Here is an 18,965-nt window from a genome sequence, read left to right on the forward strand (position 1 = left end):
AATTTCTGAATTTTAAACTTTTTGATCATTCACTTCCATCGCTACACGAACTCCAGATTCAATCGCACCTTGAATCCATCCGTGATACAGCGTTGTATGATCACCAGCAAAATATATTCTCCCCTCAGGTTTTACAATGACTGGCTGTAATTCTGATTCTTGGCCAGCTTGAAATAGTGCAAACCCTCCAAGCGCATATGGATCTAATGTCCAACTCTTTGATATTCCAGACATGAACTCATCATATACTTGACCACCTAATATTGTTGCTAAATTTTGTAGTGTGTAATAGATACGATCCCCCTTTGATAACCCATCCCATAACAACGCATCATAAGACCATGTATAGCTTCCTAACATCATAGCAGGCCCTTTCTCTCCGATTCCATGGCTTGGATAATACGCATAACGTATAGGAAGATCTGTTATAATTCTCCCACCTAATTGCCCTTGTTCCTCCCAAAAACGACTTTTAAATTGAATTCCTATTTTTGTAGCTGGCATATAATGCAATTCGCGAATTGTTTTCCACTTCGCATGAGATATCGAATCAAATGGATCTACTTCTACAAATCGCATTGTTGAAAAAGGAATTGTAACAATAACTAAATCCCCTGTAATACTACTATATTCAAAAGTTTCCTCGTTCCGGTAATAGGCTGTTACACTATTGGCTTGTTGATGAAGCTTCATTAATTTTTGATTATATATAATATTTCCTTCTAATTGTGGTAAAAAAGACTTTGGTAATCTATCATTCCCACCTATTATTTCGCAAAATCCGCTCTCCTCTTGCATAATATATAAAAAACGTAACGTCTCAACGAATGACCTTTCTAAAAAACCTTCTAAATCTAATAGAACACCTATCATCTCAATCGTTACTGGCGAAAAATACGTATTATATTGATAAGGATGATATTTTAAAAATTGACCTGTAGAATATTTCCCAAAATCCTTTACTACAATATCCCAATTTTTCTCTGGGTTCTTTTTTATAAAATTTATAATGGGCTGTACCGCTAACATTAAGAGTTCCTCAGACGTTTTCCCAACTTCATTCATTTCCACAGGATATCTTAAAATACTTGGATCTTTTTCGTATTGTTTTAATGTCGTTTTCCGACCATTTACGTAGATAATATCTGTCTCATTCCTATTAATAAAAGGGCTCACCTGTAGCCCAAACTTTCTTATATATGCCATCGTTAATGTATGCGAATACGGAATTCTCATTGCTCCAACATCTAAATATAATCCGGTATCTTCCATTCTAACTGTCTCTATACGGCCACCTACCCGGTTGTTTGCTTCAAAAATCTTCACTTCATGTCCCGCAGCCTTTAATAAAGATGCCGAAACTAATCCAGCCATACCAGCCCCTACTACAATGATTTGTTTCGGACGTGTCGTCTTCTTTAATCCATTATTTATAACTTTTAATGTTTCATCCATCTCAGTGTTATACATTATATCTTTCTGCACAATTCCACCCCTTACTTCATGAAATACGAATTAGTGGTTTAGTGCATTTTATTCATAAATTCACTTAAACATAACATCACCACAATTTGAAAATTCACTAAAAATACATAAGGTGCAGCTCTCCCCCTTCCACATGCTTCATATGATAAACATACAGATAGTAACTGTATGGAAAGGGTGGATACACATGAAACGTACTTACGATTATCAGGCTACAAAAAAACATTTAGAATTAAAGAAACAGCAGTTATGTAAAAAACTCACTAGCGTTAAACTAACTGAAGAAGAACGCAAGCAAATACATTTAGAAATTGATAACTACGAATATATATTAAACTTAGTCGAAATGAATCATTATGAACGAGGGTTTTCTCATTAAAAGCGGATAAAAAATTATTCACTTTTCCTTTTGAGCATTTCATTACGCATTTTTCGTAAGTAAATATATAATAGGATGTACATTAAGATTGAGAGGTATATTCTATGATCAAATTAAGTGTATTAGACCAATCACCTATTTCAGATGGTAGCACAGCAGCCCAAGCTATTTCACATACAGTTACGCTTGCACAAGAAGTTGAGAAACTCGGATTCACACGTTTTTGGGTATCCGAGCACCATAATTCAGTTAGCTTAGCTGGTTCAAGTCCAGAAATACTCATTTCACATATTGCCGCGAAAACTGACCGTATTAGAGTTGGTTCTGGTGGTGTTATGCTGCCACATTATAGTCCATATAAAGTTGCCGAGAATTTCCGCGTTTTAGAAGCACTTTATAAGGGCCGCATCGACCTTGGTGTCGGGAGAGCGCCTGGTGGTATGCCGATAGCAACTCGCGCACTTCAAGAAGGTAAAATGGTCTCACTTGATCAATATCCAGAACAAATTGCAGATGTTGCTATGTACTTACATGATCAAGTACCAGAAAACCATCATTATGCAAACTTAAAGGCTACTCCAGTTATCCCAACATCTCCTGAAATGTGGATGCTCGGTTCTAGCGGAGAAAGTGCAATGATTGCCGCAAAGCAAGGCGCTTCTTTTGCATTTGCACAGTTCATTAACGGATACGGTGGCCCTGAAGTAATGAAGGCTTACCAAGAACAATTCCAACCTTCCTATTTAGGCGATAAACAAAAATCAATCGTATCTATTTTTGTTATTTGCGGAGAAACAAATGAAGAAGCGGAGAAGATTGCATCAAGCCTTGATTTATCGATTTTACTATTAGAACAAGGAAAACGGACTACTGGTACTCCTTCTATTGAAACTGCTCAAAATTATTCGTATAGTGCTTATGATCTATTCCGCATAAAAGAAAATCGTCAACGTATGATTGTCGGTGATCCGTCTTCTGTGAAAGAAAAAATATTAAACTTAAGCAAAGCGTATAATACTGACGAATTTATGATTGTCACGATTACTCATCAATTTGAACATAAATTAAACTCTTATCGCCTATTGGCAGATGCTTTTAATTTATAATAACGAAAAGGAGATGCATCACATATGATGCATCTCCTTTTCTTACTACCAATCAATTGTTTTTGCTTCCTATATATTCAATAGCTTCTTTTAATAACTCATCAAAATTATGAGGATAATCATGATTTAAGTTAGGCACAACTTTATACTTATGTTCTATATTTTTATCCTTTAATAACGTTACAAATTGCTGTGTACCTTCAAAACAATCTTCATCTTGATCCCCACATATTATATATCCTTTTATGCTTTTATCATGCAATATTCCAATCATCTCTTCCCATTCTTCCATTTCCGGAAGCCACGGTGCCACAAAAATAAAACCGTTCACTTCTATTTCACCTTGTAACATGGAATGTAACGCTACTCTTGCCCCAGCAGAAAAGCCACCAATAATAATATTCCCAAATGTTTTATTCACTTTAATCTTATTGTAATGTCCTTTTAACTCATCTCTTCCTCTTTCGATATTATCCCACACATATCCATCTGAAAATTGAATTTGGGAAGATTGAGGCAATGCTAGCATAAAACCTTGTTCCATTACAGAGTTCCAATATGGTTCTATTATTTGTATATTTTCTTGATCCCCATGCAGTGTTATTAGTAGATTTTCAGTTTGTTTGCTGTATTTATATTTCAAGTCTGCTTGTTCCGATTTCTTTGCTAATTCTTCTCTTTCTTTACATAATTGAACCATTCTATGAAACTCTTCAAATTTATGTAGTGGTTTTAAATCATCATCGGAAATTAAATACTCACTTCCGTACCAAAATCCATTTTCTATAATTGCTTTCTTCATTAAATGCAACGCTTCTTCTTCAAGTCCTGCTGCACTTGCTAATGCATATTTAAAATTATATATTTGTGCTTCATTACCCATTACATCTTTAGCATTATTCATTATATAAGAATACGCTTCAAAACTTCCTTTATTTGCATAACAATGTAACGTTTCATTTAATAACTTAATATAAGTCATATTATTTTCCATATAGGAATTCCCCCGTAACCTTTTATAATAATTGCTTCTCCAATCTTCCTATCATTCTAGGGTCACGGTATAAGTAGTTAAATTCTACAATTCAACTTAATAATACCTGATTCTCAGAATGATATTTAATAGTTAATGTATGTATACGCATAATACACCACTCCTTCCTATCCACTAGTTGTAGTATAAAGTTAAATAAACTGAAAAATCAATATTTTAATAAAAAAAGACAACAATAATATTATTGTTGTTCTCATAACATCTGCCCACTATTCTTTTTTTCTTATCTGGTTTACTTGAAACTAAATAATGCTTTTCTGAAATATATAAGTTTCTTTTTAATATACGATTTAAATATGGTCCTAGCTTCACTCCGCATATGAGGCGATCTTCGCTATCTTCAACAATTGGGAACATTTCTTTTTCTGTTACATATTGATCTACGGCCTTTTGTACGATATCAATTTCTTTAACTAGGTTTAAATTTTCTTCTGTATGTTCAAATACTTCAAGCGTTTCCTTCGTTATCAGAAAAAAATTTGTTGGAAATGCAGGTAAATAGGGCTTTAACAAATCATAATTTACTGTGTAATCATCATTTACTAAAACTGTATAAACGATATTAGCATTCGTTTCTAGAAACTTCGCCATCGCTTGTTCTAATTCATCTTTCGTAATTTCCCTATCTTCTTTTCCAGTTCTGAAAAAGCGAAACATTGTATCGCCTCCTTTTTACTATATTATAGCATAAAAGAAAACTGAAAAATCAAAAAAACTCTATTGAAAGAATTTTTCAATAGAGTTTTTCTTTAATCAATTTATGTTTATTTTAAGAATGCACTTAACATCCACACATGTTGTTCTAATGTCGTATGAATTGCTAATAGCATATCAGCCGATGTTTCATCATCAGCTTCATCAGCTACTTCCATACCTTCTTTTAATTCTTGAATAAGTGCAGAAAAATCGTTTACTAAAATTTGCACCATTTCTTCTGCAGACTCTTTGCTTGTCCCTTCGATTACAGTTGAAGTTGCTAAATACTCTTTCATTGTCGCTAACGGTTTTCCTTCTAACGCTAAAATACGCTCTGCTAACTCATCAATGTATGTTCCTGCTTCATTATAAAACTCTTCAAATTTCTCATGTAATGTAAAGAAGTGCGGTCCTGTCACATACCAATGATAATTATGCAGTTTGACATATAATACATTCCAGTTTGCTACCTGCTTGTTTAATACTTCAACAACATTCGTTTTCGTACTCATACAATCCACTCCTCTTATCATGTTACTATCTTTTAATGACCTAACTTCATTTTACCATACATTCCCTATTCTTTTGAATGAACAGCTTATATGTAACAAAGTTTTAACAACCTTAATATTTCCCTAATATCATATAATTCATGTATCCTTTCAACTACTTCATATGTCTAATTGTCCAAGCTCACACATATGCATAATAGTAAGTCAAGCTCATCATAGAAGAAAGAGGGATAACATGGACAATCAACAATGGCAAGTAGCAAAGAAAGTCGCTGCTACTTATATCGGAACGGTCGTTGGAGCTGGATTTGCTACTGGGCGCGAAATTGTTGAATTTTTTACAGTTAACGGATTTTACGGAACCATTGGCATATGTATAAGTGGATTTTTTTTTATTTGGCTCGGCACAAAGATGATGTTACTTTCATCACAAATAGGGGCATTCTCAGCTCAAGAATTCAACAAATATTTATTTGGGGATGTATTTGGAAATGTCATAAACACATTACTATTACTCGTATTATTTGGTGTAACGAGCGTTATGTTATCAGGAGCCGGTGCAGTATTTGAAGAACAACTCCGCCTCCCGAGACAACTTGGTATTTTCATCACGGTCATCGCCTGTCTCATTATTGGGAGCCGGGGATTACAAGGTGTTTTTGAAGTAAATACGCTTGTCGTACCTATTATGATGATCTTTATTATCGGACTCGCTATTACAACCTTTTTCCATAGTACAACACCTATTAGTAATACTATTCCTGCAGAGAGCTGGAATATGAAGTGGATTACTAGCCCTATTACATATGTCGCTTTAAATCTTTCGCTCGCCCAAAGCGTTCTCGTCCCGTTAGCCAGTGAAGTAAAAGATCGAAAAGCCATTTTGTGGGGTGGAATTTTAGGTGGTGCAGGACTTTCTTTAATTTTATTATGCAGCCATTTAGCTATCTTATCAGTCGACCAATTTTATCAATACAATATCCCAATGGCTGAAGTCATAAGAAGATTTAATGCAACTTTTCACTTTTTCTTTGTTCTTATTATTTTCGGTGAAGTGTTCACAACTTTAGTTGGTAATGTGTTCGGGATGACAAAACAAATGCAATCCATTACCGGATGGAAAAGTAATAACATTATTTACTTCATATTACTAATTAGTTATTGCTTTAGTTTCATCGGATATAGTGAATTACTTCATATTCTATACCCTATTATCGGTTGGGTGAGCATCATTTTACTACCGATTATTGCCTTTAAACAACTTCAAAAAACATGAAAAAACATCCGTGTATACGGATGTTTTTTCATGTTCATTCACAGTCTTCACATACTTCCCAGTACGGCCCCATTTCTACTGCAAGGTATGGCTTTAATTGCAAACGAATCATTCGACTTGGCATGCGTTCTAATACGAATTGAATGCCTTCTTCCTCTTCATCTAACTCAACTTTTGAAATAGCAATTCTTTGCATAGTAGTAATGGGGCTTCCATCTTTATATAAAGTGATTTTCACCTCATCATACTCATTAAAATACAATTCAACATTCATTTGCTTTTTTAACATTTCATCAACAATTTCATATTTATCATTTTGTTCCTGGATTATATATTTCCAGCCGCCTCTATCCAATTCTATCGGAGCAGCTTGGAATAATGTCATCAAATCCTCGTATAGCATAAGATAACCCCTCTCTTACTAAAAAACGATGAGTATTTTATATACCCTTTATCTCTATCACTATCCATGTTTATTGTACCATATATCACAAATCTTACCGCATTCATTTGCTTTATAAACACATACAAAACATATAGTATTTTCAGTTCACTCTCTATTCACTAGTATGTTCCCTTACTGATAACTTATCACTTTCCTTATTTCCTACACACTACTTATAACTCTTAAAAAACCACAAAAAAGAAGAGTAATTTATATCACTCTCCTCATAAGATTTTCCCTGTAGCTGCTAATGCTAACACTATAATTAAACTTGCAAATAATAGTGATACAATTAAACTAAAAATCGGTAATATTTTCTTTTCATTCTTCTTAAATAATAACCTTAAACTAAGAATGATATTTAATGGAACAAATATAAAATAAAAGTATTTAACGATTTGTAATGAGCTATTTGAAAGTGTTTTAAATACAAACACTTCAATTAAAAAAGCAACAAAGAATAAAATGCTTAACCAAAACGAGACATAGCTAAGCCAAGAATGTCTTTTCGTTCCCCAATACACTCCCATACTGATCTCCTTTAAACGTAGTCTATATTATATTAATTATACACCCGCTTAACAAATTCCTCTATTTTTCGACAAACATTAAATACATTGAACCTCTAATCCGTTTATCAGCTAAAAGACTGTCTCTAATAGCACTAATGCTATTTTGAGACAGCCTCCCCTTTTTATACTTTAAATCTTTCAATTAATACTTGTAACTCTTCAGCCATTTGAGATAGTGTACCAGCTGCAGAACCAATTTCCTCCATGGAAGCTAGCTGCTCCTCAGCTGACGCTGCAACACTTTGTGTACTCGTCGCATTATTTTGTGCCGTCATAGCAATTTGACCAACCGAAATAGATACTTCATTTGCACCTTTTGACATTCCATTAGCTGTTTCAACCATCGTTTTAATTTGATCAACAATTTCATTTGTAGATTGTAAAATCTCAGCAAAATTTTGTTTCGTTTCATTTGCGATAACAAGTCCAGATTGAACTTCTTCATTTACATTATTCATAGATTTTACTGTCTTACTCATATCATCTTGTATTTCAGAAATTAATTTACTAATTTCACTCGATGATACACTAGATTGCTCTGCCAATTTACGTACTTCATCTGCAACGATCGCAAATCCTCTTCCGTGCTCACCAGCTCTTGCAGCTTCAATTGCAGCATTTAAAGCAAGAAGATTTGTTTGATCTGCAATATTTTGAATTACTTCTAGAATATCACCAATTTGCTTTGATTTGTTATTTAATAACTGAATAACTGCATCTGATTGCGAAACAGATGCCGCAATAGACTGCATTTGATTTACTGTTTTCCCTACTAGCTTTCCACCATCTTCTGCTTTTTCACGAGTATGAGTAGAAGCCGTATTAATAGATGATGAACTATTTGCTACATGCTGAATTCCTTCTGTTACATCAAACAATAACATCGCACCATTTTCTACACTTGTTGTTTGCGTCGTTGCCCCACTTGATATTTCATCCATTGCCATTGTAATTTGTTCCGTTGCTTCACTCGCTTGTCTTACACTCGCAGTTAGCTCTTCTGATGCCGCTGCAACATGCCCGGCCGAATCATTAATTCTTCCAATTAACGTTCGTAGTGAATCTGTCATCTCATTAAAACCTTTTGCAAGTTGACCAATTTCATCGTTTGAATGAATTTCAATTGTTTGCGTTAAATCTCCTTCACTTATTTCTTTAGAAGTGGCAACTAATCTCTTTAAAGGTTTTGTAATAGAAAGCGTTACGAAATAAATAAGTGCTCCTCCTATAACTAGTGAAATAAGCATAACCATTAACATATTATAAAATACAGGCTGAGCAGCTTCAATTACTTCATTTGAGTACATCGTTCCACCGATTTTCCATCCTGTTTTTAAGTTTGTAGCAAATACCATTTTCTTTTCACTACCGTCATACGTGTATGAAAAAGTGCCCTGATTATCTTCGTAAATTTTCTTTGCCCAAGAATCAGCTGCTTTATCTCCTGGTTTTTCTTGAGGATGCGCAATTATTTTTTGTTTTCCATCTAAAATGAAAGTATATCCTTTTTTACCAATATTGATTAGCTTTGTTGTTTTCAATAAATTCTCTAAACTTAAATCTACCGCAACAACACCATTTTTATCTTCTGTTTGTTTCGCAATCGTTACGACAATATGTCCATTTCCTTTCGCCTTATACGGTTCAGTGACCACGATTCCACCTTGTTTACTCACTGCATCTTTATACCAAGAGCGGGTTGTTGGATCATAATCTGCTGCCATTTGTATATTTGGTTCTTGCACAAACTTCTTATCATTGCCGGCAACATATACTTGTTCAATATCTTTATTTAAATTAATATATTGAGATAACACCTTTCTTAATTCATCTTGATTATCTCCTTGATACATATCACTATGAATCACTCGTGCAAAGTTATTTACTTCGTTAAATTTCGCCTCAATCATTTGATTGATTAAATTATCTAATATTTTTATATTATCGTGAGCACTACTCGTAATTTGTGATTCAAAATTCTTTTTAGCCGTTTGATAAGACATGCCTCCAATAATAGAGACAGCTGCAATTAAAATTACCAAAAATGAAATTAATAGCTTTTTTGCTACTTTTATATCTCGAAACCACCTTAACAGTTTATTCATTATAAACCTCCTAAATTTAAATATTAAGTTTTAAAGATAAATAACCGATTATGAATATATCCCATTCCCTATCCTCTATTTTTACAATTCGTTTTTGATAAACACCTTGTAAAGTTTAAACAAATATTCCCCGTTTGTCTATATATACGAATAATATTATTATAAAATTTACAAATACAAAAAACCAAAGGAATAGTCCTTTGGTTTTTTACATTTTTTTATGTTGTTTAGAAATCTTCTTCCACTTATCGCGCTCAGCTCTTGCGAGAATAGCATCTTGTTTTCTCATAAAATACGCCAATTCTCTTTGCAGCTTTTTATAGCTAAGTAAGCGCTCTACCGCTATAAGTCCATTATCTATAGCGCTGCGTACTTCACATCCTGGTTCACCTTCATGTTTACAATCTCGAAAGCGACATGTTTTTGCAAGATCCTCAATATCAGAAAATGTGGTTTGGATTGCCGTACTTCCTTCCCAAAGTTGAAGTTCCCTCATGCCAGGGGTATCAATTACTAAACCGCCACTCGGTAATTGGAACAACTCACGGTGAGTTGTCGTATGTCTTCCTTTACTATCTTCTTCACGTATATCTCCAGTTTTTGCTACCTCTATTCCTACTAATGCATTTAACAAAGTAGATTTCCCTGCACCTGAAGATCCAACTAAAGCAATTGTTTTTCCTGGGGCAACAAATTGTTGCAATGATTCTATTCCGACGTACGCTAGGCTATCAACAACGAAGATGGGAACACCGATTGCTACTGCTTCTGTTTCTGCAATTTTCCGTTCCACGTCTTCACATAAACTACTCTTCGTTAAAACGATAACAGGCATTGCACCACTTTCATAAGCCAATAGCAAATAACGTTCCATCCTTCTTACGTTGAAATCATGGTTAAGAGCATTTACTAAAAAAAGATAATCCACATTCGTAGCTATAATTTGTTCCTCAGTTCGGTAGCCAGCCTCTTGTCTAGAAAAAGAGCTTCTCCTTTGAAAAACACGATGAATAATCGCCTTTCGCTCTCCTTCTACTTTCTTTATATACACCCAGTCACCAACTGCTGGATAATCCCCCTTCGTTAACGCTTCATGACGAAACTTTCCAGACAGTTCCGCTACATATTCACCATCATTACAAATAATCCGATATATATGCTTATGCTCAAGTAAAATACGTCCTACTTCATAGTTCTCAACAGCTTGTTCTTCAAAAAAAGAATCCCAGCCGAACGATTCTAAAATATTTTGATTCAAATTGATATCCTCCCTAGTTTGAACTCAGTGGAAGGATTGTGCGCTCACTTATAGAGTATCGCCCTTTCCGTCCACCTTTGTATTTGGTTTACTATTCATATAAGTTAATTTCGCCATAATACATCACCCCGTTCTAATTTTAATTACTCTCATTATATGGAATATCCCGTTAAAAAGCTACCTCATTTAACGTAATTTTCAAATAATTTATTTTTTAGCATTCTAATTTGTCCACGATGACTAATTTCATCTTCTAGCACGTGAAACCAAAGGTAGTGCTGATTATACGCTACGCCATTAGGCCACTTTCTTTCTGACATTAGCCATTCATCATCCTTTTGTCTCAAACACTCTATTGTTTCCTCTCGAATTTTCTGTAAAAGTTGTACATAATACTGTATTTCATAACCACGAATAGATCTCCCCACTTCCCCTAAATACAGTGCATCTTCCCATATTTCTAATTCTTCTTTTGTAAAATCACGATTTTGAAAAGAAATAAGCTGATGGACTTTTTCTATAGCCGCTATATGCTTCAGTAAAGCACCAATTGAATTCTCACCACTCGGCATTATTAAATCCAATTGCTCCACTCCTAGATCCTCTATTTCCTGTAATGTTACTGCCCGCGTATGCTCCATCATACTTACAAGTTCCCCTATATTTTTTGTATAACCATTTACACTTCTTATTCGATAATCTATATACATTTCTCGCACCCCTTTCTGAATTCATATTAATGAAAAAAGGATTCATATAATAGACTGAAATATATCAGATTTTTCTGTTATAATTAAATTGAACAAGCAATTAGCCAGAACAAACTTTCTCAATAGGCTTATATAAAATTTAAAAAGGAATATATATTTAATAAACGAATCTTATTCACTAAAAGGAGTGGATTCGATGGAAATGTATCAATGGCTAACTGCTGTTCTAGTTGGTGGCGTTACTGGCTTCGTTTCCCATCTGATCAATAACCAAGGTAAGTTATTGCTTCCACGCCGTTTAAAAACGTTTTTCCACTTTGGGTTTTTAACCGATATATTGACTGGTTGCCTAGCTGCACTTCTTGGACTCGTTTTATTCGATGTCACCACAATAAAAGAAATTATAAAAGTATCTATTGTAACCGCTATTTCAGGTCAAACATTTTTACTTCATCAAGCTTTAGGTGGTGAACAGGCTAAAAACACGCAAATCGGGAAAGCTGATGAGAAAATTCAAGAAATTGACAAACTATTACGACGTTAATCTATACTTTCTTTAAAAATTATTGTTATAATGAAAAATAAATATTTTCTATTGCGTCGTTTGTCAGAAGAAAGGGTGTTTCGTATGACAAAAAAGAAAATAGAAGATTTCTTAACAAACACCGAAAAAGAGGAACTGCTAGAAAACTATAAATGTTTACGAGAAGCCCGCACAAAAAGCGAAGCTAACTATTTTGGTGAGGCAGTAGACCATCTATTAAATAAAGTAAAAAAACGAGTTATTGAAGAAGCTGGAATACATGATGAAAACGCAGCAACTGTTCAATCAAAAAGAAAAGCACTGTTTTAGTAAATTAACTAAAACAGTGCTTTTTATTACGGTATTTTTCACATTACTTTCACATCTATTTCACAAATATAAGTAGTCCTATATGTTAAACTAAGTATATCCTTTTCCAAGGAACTATATGCCGATATATAAATCCCTATCTCTTTAGGGATTTTTTATTTTTTGGATTTCTCCGATTTATTTTTAAAGGCTTTATGATGCAATTCCTGTTTCACTATCTTCATTAAGCTTTTCACTTTTTCTAAACAAAAATAAAGCTCCTATATATAGTAACGCAGTAAAACTACCTACAAGTATAAAATTGTGAGATGCTGCAAATAACATTCCTGCTATTGCCGCTCCAATCATTTGGCCAATATACATAGAAGCATTAGCAAGAGCGGCTCCTGTTCCTCTTGCTATACTAGACATATTTTGTAAGCGCCCCATCATCAATACAAACAAAATTCCTGTCACAAAAAATAAAACAAAGAAAAATAACTCTACAAATATAATGTTCTTTAAATGAGGAAGTATGACATATAGCACTGCTGTAAATACAATTCCACCATAGAAAGAAAGGTTATAACCAATTTTATTTACGATTCTCGGCCCAAAAATGTTACCGGTTAAATTTCCTAATCCTAATACGAGCATAGCTATACCTACTTCATGAACTTGTAAGCCAAATTGACTGGAAAGCCACACACCAAAGAATGAAAATGCTGCAAAATTACCAGTTTGAAAAACAAAATATGCAAAATAAGAAAGTGAAACCTTTGAATCTCTAAGTAATTGCTTATAGCGCTTTAATATATTTTTTTCATTTCCACCTATTTGAGCTGGTTGTATTTCTGGTAATGTAACATAAATAAGAACGACAAGTAGTGCTGATAATATACCAATGACGAAGAATGGTGTTGTATAATGTATCGTTGCTAAATATGCTCCAATTGGCAGTCCTAAAATTTGGGAGATTGATAACCCTGCTGTTGCAATTCCAATTGCTTTTACAATTTGCTTCTTCTCTATAAGGAGCGGAATAGATGCCCATACTTGTGGAGATATAAAAGCTGCACTTACACCTGCTAAAAATCTAAATGTTAGCATCCATAAAAAACTCGGTGCCATTCCACACAAAAATGTACTTAATGCAAAAAAACTCATTCCTAATACCATCACTTTTTTTCTGTTTAAGCCATCTGATATAGGACCAGCGATAAGCGCAAATCCAGCGTATCCTAAAGCATATGAACTCACCATCCATCCTGATAATTCAGTTGATACATGATACACCTGTTGTAATGTTGGCAAAAGTGGTGAAATTAAGAAAGTATCTGTACCAATCATAAACATTATCGTAAAGAATACAGCTAGCACTCTTTTCATTTAAACCTTCTCCTTTTATATAAAAAGAGGGCACTGTCCCTCTTTTCAACTAATCTTCTAATATAGATCCAATCTCTTTCATAACCTTTTCATTCAATGAAACATCCACTGCTCTTACACTTTCTCTTATTTGCTCCGCTCGCTTCCCGCCAGGAATAACAGTATCAATTCCTTTTTTGTTTAATAACCACGCTAAAGCTAACTTCGATACTTCGAGATTCTTTTCTTTAGCTAAGCCTTTTAACTTCTCAACTTTCTTAAAGTTACTCTTATATGTATTTTCTTCAAATAGATTTACACTTTGACGCCAATCTCCTTCACTCAATTTGAAATCTTCTGTATATTTTCCGCCTAGTATCCCAAAAGCAAGAGGCCCGTACGGAATAAATGAAATACCTGATTCTATACAATATGGCAAAAGTTCTTCCCCAGCAGCACGATCCAACATATTATACGGTGATTGTACAACATCTATATGTCCGTGCTGATTCGCTTCTTTTAATTGCTCTACATTAACATTAGATATTCCAATTGAACGAATTTTCCCTTCTTCTTTTAGGCGAGTAAGCTCTCCAATTGAATCTATGTAACTTGTTTCAGGATTTGTAAAATGTAAATAATATAAATCAATATAATCAGTTTGTAATCTTCTTAAGCTATTTTCCACAGCATTTCTTAAATAGCTTGGTTCATTATTAATATAAACCTCTCCATTTAATAACGGCTGTATTCCACCTTTTGTAGCAAGTACAAATTCGTGGCGTTTTCCTTTCAATACTTCTCCTACCAATTCCTCTGATCTACCGAAACCGTATGAATCTGCTGTATCAAAAAATGTAATCCCTTGCTGGATAGCTTCTTCTATTAATCGTTTTCCTTCTTCCTCATTCACATCAGCATATAAATTATGTCCCCCTACAGCGTTTGTTCCTAACCCTAACTTTGAAATATTTAGTCCTGCCTTTTGCAATTTTGTATACTTCATTTTTTTCCCCCTATATTTCTATTGTTCGAATATAATCGAACAATAGAAATATATCACTTTATATGCTATAGTGCAACTAGAACAACTTATACAAGTAGGTGAAATAATGCGAACACTATACCATCCGAATCGAGAAGAAATTCAATTCTCTTCAGTCTTATATGCACTTAGCGATCAAATTCGTTTACAAATTGTAAATATGTTACTTGAGAAAAATGAACAATCTTGTGGCTCATTAAACATCCCTATCGCGAAATCAACTTTATCTCATCATTTCAAGGTTTTACGTGAATCAGGTGTTATGTATACACGCCTTGAAGGAACACAACGTTTCATTTCAATTCGTGAAGAAGATTTAAATACTAGATTCCCTGGTTTATTAGATGTTGTAATACATGCGACAGAACCATACTAAAAAACATCTCATTTAAATATGAGATGTTTTTTAGTAATTACTATTCTTTTAATAAATCTATTAATCCATTCCCTTCAGATGTACGTTCATACCCTAAAGGTACAGTCCTTTTTATAAGTTGCGCATATATTTCCGGCTCTGATAATTTTCTACCATACTCTCTCTCACACTGCTTTATGAGAAGTGCTAACGCCCCAGCGACATGCGGTGTCGCCATTGAAGTACCACTTAATACCGCATATTTCCCCTCTGGATACGTAGACAGTATTTCATCACCCGGCGCTACTAAATCAATTTCTTGATTTGAATTACTAAAGCATGAAATTTTCCGCTCTAAATTAACAGCACCTACTTCAATTACTTCAGAATAAGCACCTGGAAAATCTAATTCTTCAGTATCATCGTTACAATCTCCATCATTTCCTGCAGCGCACACGACAAGTACGTCTTGTTTTACCGCATTTTGAATAGCTTCATGTAACTCTGGTACATCTTGCGGACCACCAAGTGACATTGAAATAATTCTCACTTTCTCTTTATTCGGTCCTCTCCAATTTACAGCATAATGAATGGCCTCAATAATTTGTTCATAACTTCCAGAACCATCTCCAGCTAATACTTTTAAAACTAACATTTTAGAAAGTGGTGCGACTCCTAGTACACCCACTCCATTTTCAGTCGCTGCAATTGTCCCCGCTACATGAGTACCATGTCCATTATTATCAAGATAAATATTGGGATTTCCTTCATAATCTTTTGTGAAATTTCTCCCACCAATAATACGATCTTTTAAATCAACATGATTTACATCACAACCTGTATCTAAAACAGCAACGACAATGTCTTTTCCTTTCGCGCTCTTTTCCCATACTTGCGGAGCATGAATCAATTGTACACCTGGTGGAATTTCATTTACTTGTTCAACCACTTTATTTACAGTAAACGGAATTAATTTAATGCCTTTTTGTTTATTCGCTGTACTACTATTCATCGTAATCCCTCCTGAAAATATATTATTTTCATTTCAGACCACTATTGAATGCGTTTAGATTTAACATTCGTTTTATTCGTTCCATTTCCCTTCCTCTCAAATGTTTCTCAATAAACAAAAGAAAAGGACCATTAATGGTCCTTTTCTTTTTCAGTTTTTCAAAAGAATAATATAAAGTGAAACTATAATCAGTGGGTGGTGTTCATCCCCCACTGATTATTAGCCCTCACCAATCGGGCGTTTACGGGCAATTGATCTCCCACCTAACTTCTTTGCTTCAGCCGAGTTTTGAGGTGGGAGTTTTACTGCCCACAAATAGCGAGATAAATTAAGACTAAATCTTACTCTTGTTCAAAAACTGCTCAATTTCTTTTATTACATGTTTTGCGCCTTCTATACTAACAGTAATGTTTCCATTTGCTAATGAAATATTTTGATCTGAAACATCACCTGTTATTTGACAAGCATTGTATGGTTGATATTTTTGTAAAATGACTTTGTCTTCTTCTACAAAAATTTCAAGTGGTGATTTGATTTGTATTCCTAATACATCCCGTAATTCTTTAGGAATAACTATCCGTCCCAATTCATCTACTTTTCGAATAATTCCTGTTGCTTTCATGTTACTCCCCCCTTACTCTCTATTATTTTTTTCACCTCGCTATTTTCATTTTATCACTATATATTTGGTAATGCCTTACTCTTTTTAGAAAATATAGTACAAAAGTTAAAAAAACACATTTAACGAATATTCAATCTTTCTTTCAATTGTTTTAAATAACGCGATCGTATAATTAAGAAGTATACAACTTGAATACCTACGAAAATACTTAATACAATTGTATTTTCTTTAAACAGTGAGTACTCAAACATTTGTCCTAACGCAGTTAATGCTACTGCCCCGTGTAATGTTGCAACTCCAACTGGAACGAAGAATAAAAGCGCTAAGCGGATTGTGACTACTTTCGATAATTCCCCTCTCGTCAATCCAACTTTTCGAATCATTTCAAATAAACGAGTATCGTCCTCCAAATCTGAAAATAAACGGAAGTAAAGGAAGCTTCCTGCACAAACGAAAAATACAATACCAATAAAGAAACCTACAAATAAAATGGGTCCTGCGATTTGTAGACTTTGATTTTGATCGTACTCTTCTGCACTAAACGTTGAATGTTCTTGATAAGGCTTAATCTGATTCGTAAGCTCTTTACCAACCTCAATTTCATCTTTCACGGATTGTGTTTTATACATATAATCTTTTTCTTCTTTAAATCCATCTTGTAATGAATCATATTGATTTTTAGAGATTACATACACATTACCTCTTAGTATTTTACTTAATGAAGAAGTATTAACTTTTTTCACATTTAAAGGTTCATTCATATTTGGTAAAGTAATTTCTTTTCTTTCTTTCATCGGTGGTCCGGGTATTTCGACTGACAAAAATAAAGCCTCTTTATTTGATACAGTATTAAATGGTTCTCCTGTTAACTTTGCATATTCTTTATAATCTGATTCTTTTATAAAAATGGCGCTTCTTAACGACTGCTCCTCCGTTTTCTTCGATGAAATATTTATTTTTGAAGCTGCTATATTATGTTTCTTTAACCCTTCGTCAATGATTTTCAGATGCTGTGGCTCATTACTATTACCTTGCTTAGACTGATAGTGAAACGCAATTGGTCTGTCCATAATTTCTTTCGTCATCGAAGCAAACCCAACCAATGTACCTATTGCTGAAAATGCTACTGTTGAAATAATCGTTACAATAAAGAACATTCTTGCGTTATCTCTCATACGGTATGCTAAATCTGACAAAGTAATAATATTTGTCTGTGTCCAATAGAAACGTTTACTTTTTTTACATAGTCTAATAATAAAGACGCTCAACTGCTTGTACAGCAAATACGTACCAATAATGACTACCGTTGTAACAGGAATCATCATTATAAATACCATTGCACCATGTGACATAAGAGCTCCTGCATAACCAGCGCTAAGCAATACTACTGCTAATATAGAAGAAATTATAGATGCCTTCGGTTCTGGCTTCGCCTCTGCTGATCCTCTAAACAATTTCATAATTTTATTTTTACGAACCATTCCTGCACTAAACAATGAAATGATCATAAATAATACGAAAAACATAATACTCGTTACAACAATCGCTTTCATCGGTATGTAATAGGATAAAGAGATATCTAGTTTTAATATCATCGGAGCTACAAATATTAATATTCCTGAAAACAACATACCTGAAAGAATCCCAAAAATTATTGCCCCTATTCCAATCATTATATTTTCAAAGAAGATAAGACGCTTTAATTGATATTTCGTCATACCTAGCATCATTAAAATTCCTAGTTCACGCTTTCTCGTTTTTAAAAACATTCCCATTGAATATAAAATAAAGAAGAATGTAAATAAGTAAATAATAGACTGCGCAAAAGACATACTTACGAATACGTACCGTCCTAATTCTCCAGCACTTAATGCCGGATGAAACGCAAAAAATGAATACACAAAAAAGGCCATAATTGCAAATGCACTACTCAAAAAATAAGCTGAGTATGTCCGTCTATTTCGTGTTACATTCCGATATGCGAGTTCTCTAATGTTCATACTACTTCTCCGCCCTTCTACTAACTATGCTTTTATATTAGTAAAGTACGGAAATCCCTTCCATCGATTCAAATGACAAAAACCTTACATTATTGAAAGGTTTGAAACAATTGCTTATATAAAACAGTTTCAT

The 18,965-nt window shown here is 33.9% G+C and carries 20 protein-coding genes; 6 read left to right on the forward strand and 14 right to left on the reverse strand.

Features of this window, described 5'->3' with window-relative positions:
* Positions 1-12: 12 nt before the first annotated feature.
* Complete coding sequence (locus JFT89_RS01355) at positions 13-1,485, reverse strand: flavin monoamine oxidase family protein (RefSeq protein ID WP_016094220.1); 1,473 nt, start codon at positions 1,483-1,485, stop codon at positions 13-15.
* A 187-nt stretch (positions 1,486-1,672) separates the two neighbouring features.
* Between JFT89_RS01355 and JFT89_RS01360 the strand changes: the two genes are divergently transcribed.
* Together JFT89_RS01360 and JFT89_RS01365 are read left to right on the forward strand one after the other, a co-directional pair.
* Entirely contained in the window at positions 1,673-1,864 is a 192-nt protein-coding gene (locus tag JFT89_RS01360) for a DUF3896 family protein (protein WP_002012420.1), read from the forward strand.
* Between the two features lie 104 nt (positions 1,865-1,968).
* Positions 1,969-2,970, forward strand: a complete 1,002-nt coding sequence (locus JFT89_RS01365; RefSeq protein ID WP_002031450.1) for an LLM class flavin-dependent oxidoreductase — start codon at positions 1,969-1,971, stop codon at positions 2,968-2,970.
* A 52-nt stretch (positions 2,971-3,022) separates the two neighbouring features.
* On the opposite strand, the gene JFT89_RS01370 is transcribed toward JFT89_RS01365, so the two are convergent.
* From JFT89_RS01370 to JFT89_RS01380, 3 genes are all read right to left on the reverse strand, one after another.
* Positions 3,023-3,964, reverse strand: a complete 942-nt coding sequence (locus JFT89_RS01370; protein ID WP_002064969.1) for an alpha/beta hydrolase — start codon at positions 3,962-3,964, stop codon at positions 3,023-3,025.
* A gap of 216 nt (positions 3,965-4,180) precedes the next feature.
* Entirely contained in the window at positions 4,181-4,681 is a 501-nt protein-coding gene (locus tag JFT89_RS01375; RefSeq protein WP_151304634.1) for a DUF3939 domain-containing protein, read from the reverse strand.
* 107 nt (positions 4,682-4,788) lie between these two features.
* Positions 4,789-5,232, reverse strand: a complete 444-nt coding sequence (locus tag JFT89_RS01380) for a Dps family protein (RefSeq protein ID WP_002012416.1) — start codon at positions 5,230-5,232, stop codon at positions 4,789-4,791.
* 235 nt (positions 5,233-5,467) lie between these two features.
* Here JFT89_RS01380 and JFT89_RS01385 point away from each other — a divergent pair, with 235 nt between their 5' ends.
* Positions 5,468-6,508 (forward strand): YkvI family membrane protein, encoded by a 1,041-nt coding sequence (locus JFT89_RS01385; RefSeq protein WP_201039383.1) that lies wholly within the window; start codon positions 5,468-5,470, stop codon positions 6,506-6,508.
* Between the two features lie 34 nt (positions 6,509-6,542).
* Here the strand turns inward: JFT89_RS01385 and JFT89_RS01390 are convergent, their stop codons facing one another.
* From JFT89_RS01390 to JFT89_RS01410, 5 genes are all read right to left on the reverse strand, one after another.
* Positions 6,543-6,911: a DUF3979 family protein gene (locus JFT89_RS01390; RefSeq protein ID WP_016094221.1), complete on the reverse strand. Its 369-nt coding sequence runs from the start codon at positions 6,909-6,911 to the stop codon at positions 6,543-6,545.
* Positions 6,912-7,177: 266 nt separating this feature from the next.
* Positions 7,178-7,483: a hypothetical protein gene (locus tag JFT89_RS01395; RefSeq protein ID WP_002064965.1), complete on the reverse strand. Its 306-nt coding sequence runs from the start codon at positions 7,481-7,483 to the stop codon at positions 7,178-7,180.
* Between the two features lie 164 nt (positions 7,484-7,647).
* Positions 7,648-9,630, reverse strand: a complete 1,983-nt coding sequence (locus JFT89_RS01400; protein ID WP_201039384.1) for a methyl-accepting chemotaxis protein — start codon at positions 9,628-9,630, stop codon at positions 7,648-7,650.
* A 208-nt stretch (positions 9,631-9,838) separates the two neighbouring features.
* Positions 9,839-10,888 (reverse strand): ribosome small subunit-dependent GTPase A, encoded by a 1,050-nt coding sequence (gene rsgA / locus JFT89_RS01405; protein ID WP_201039385.1) that lies wholly within the window; start codon positions 10,886-10,888, stop codon positions 9,839-9,841.
* A 182-nt stretch (positions 10,889-11,070) separates the two neighbouring features.
* On the reverse strand, positions 11,071-11,598 hold the full coding sequence (locus JFT89_RS01410) for a DinB family protein (RefSeq protein ID WP_201039386.1): 528 nt from the start codon (positions 11,596-11,598) through the stop codon (positions 11,071-11,073).
* A 196-nt stretch (positions 11,599-11,794) separates the two neighbouring features.
* Between JFT89_RS01410 and JFT89_RS01415 the strand changes: the two genes are divergently transcribed.
* Together JFT89_RS01415 and JFT89_RS01420 are read left to right on the forward strand one after the other, a co-directional pair.
* Positions 11,795-12,142 carry a DUF4257 domain-containing protein gene (locus tag JFT89_RS01415; protein ID WP_105586900.1) on the forward strand — a complete coding sequence of 116 codons (348 nt, stop codon included), beginning with the start codon at positions 11,795-11,797 and terminating at the stop codon, positions 12,140-12,142.
* A gap of 84 nt (positions 12,143-12,226) precedes the next feature.
* Complete coding sequence (locus tag JFT89_RS01420) at positions 12,227-12,451, forward strand: hypothetical protein (protein WP_140392428.1); 225 nt, start codon at positions 12,227-12,229, stop codon at positions 12,449-12,451.
* A gap of 192 nt (positions 12,452-12,643) precedes the next feature.
* Here the strand turns inward: JFT89_RS01420 and JFT89_RS01425 are convergent, their stop codons facing one another.
* Positions 12,644-13,819, reverse strand: a complete 1,176-nt coding sequence (locus JFT89_RS01425; RefSeq protein ID WP_201039387.1) for an MFS transporter — start codon at positions 13,817-13,819, stop codon at positions 12,644-12,646.
* Between the two features lie 49 nt (positions 13,820-13,868).
* On the reverse strand, positions 13,869-14,804 hold the full coding sequence (locus JFT89_RS01430) for an aldo/keto reductase (RefSeq protein WP_201039388.1): 936 nt from the start codon (positions 14,802-14,804) through the stop codon (positions 13,869-13,871).
* A gap of 106 nt (positions 14,805-14,910) precedes the next feature.
* Between JFT89_RS01430 and JFT89_RS01435 the strand changes: the two genes are divergently transcribed.
* Complete coding sequence (locus tag JFT89_RS01435) at positions 14,911-15,219, forward strand: ArsR/SmtB family transcription factor (RefSeq protein WP_071769951.1); 309 nt, start codon at positions 14,911-14,913, stop codon at positions 15,217-15,219.
* 40 nt (positions 15,220-15,259) lie between these two features.
* Here JFT89_RS01435 and JFT89_RS01440 read toward each other — a convergent pair whose 3' ends face one another.
* The 3 genes from JFT89_RS01440 to JFT89_RS01450 all read right to left on the reverse strand — a co-directional run bounded on the left by JFT89_RS01440 (position 15,260) and on the right by JFT89_RS01450 (position 18,832).
* On the reverse strand, positions 15,260-16,210 hold the full coding sequence (locus tag JFT89_RS01440; RefSeq protein WP_002012402.1) for a serine protease: 951 nt from the start codon (positions 16,208-16,210) through the stop codon (positions 15,260-15,262).
* A 334-nt stretch (positions 16,211-16,544) separates the two neighbouring features.
* Positions 16,545-16,832 (reverse strand): AbrB/MazE/SpoVT family DNA-binding domain-containing protein, encoded by a 288-nt coding sequence (locus JFT89_RS01445; protein ID WP_002012401.1) that lies wholly within the window; start codon positions 16,830-16,832, stop codon positions 16,545-16,547.
* Positions 16,833-16,951: 119 nt separating this feature from the next.
* On the reverse strand, positions 16,952-18,832 hold the full coding sequence (locus tag JFT89_RS01450; protein ID WP_201039389.1) for an ABC transporter permease: 1,881 nt from the start codon (positions 18,830-18,832) through the stop codon (positions 16,952-16,954).
* Positions 18,833-18,965 lie beyond the last annotated feature (133 nt).

The organism is Bacillus sp. TH25 (genome assembly GCF_016650935.1).
GTDB classification, from domain to species: Bacteria; Bacillota; Bacilli; order Bacillales; family Bacillaceae_G; genus Bacillus_A; species Bacillus_A mycoides.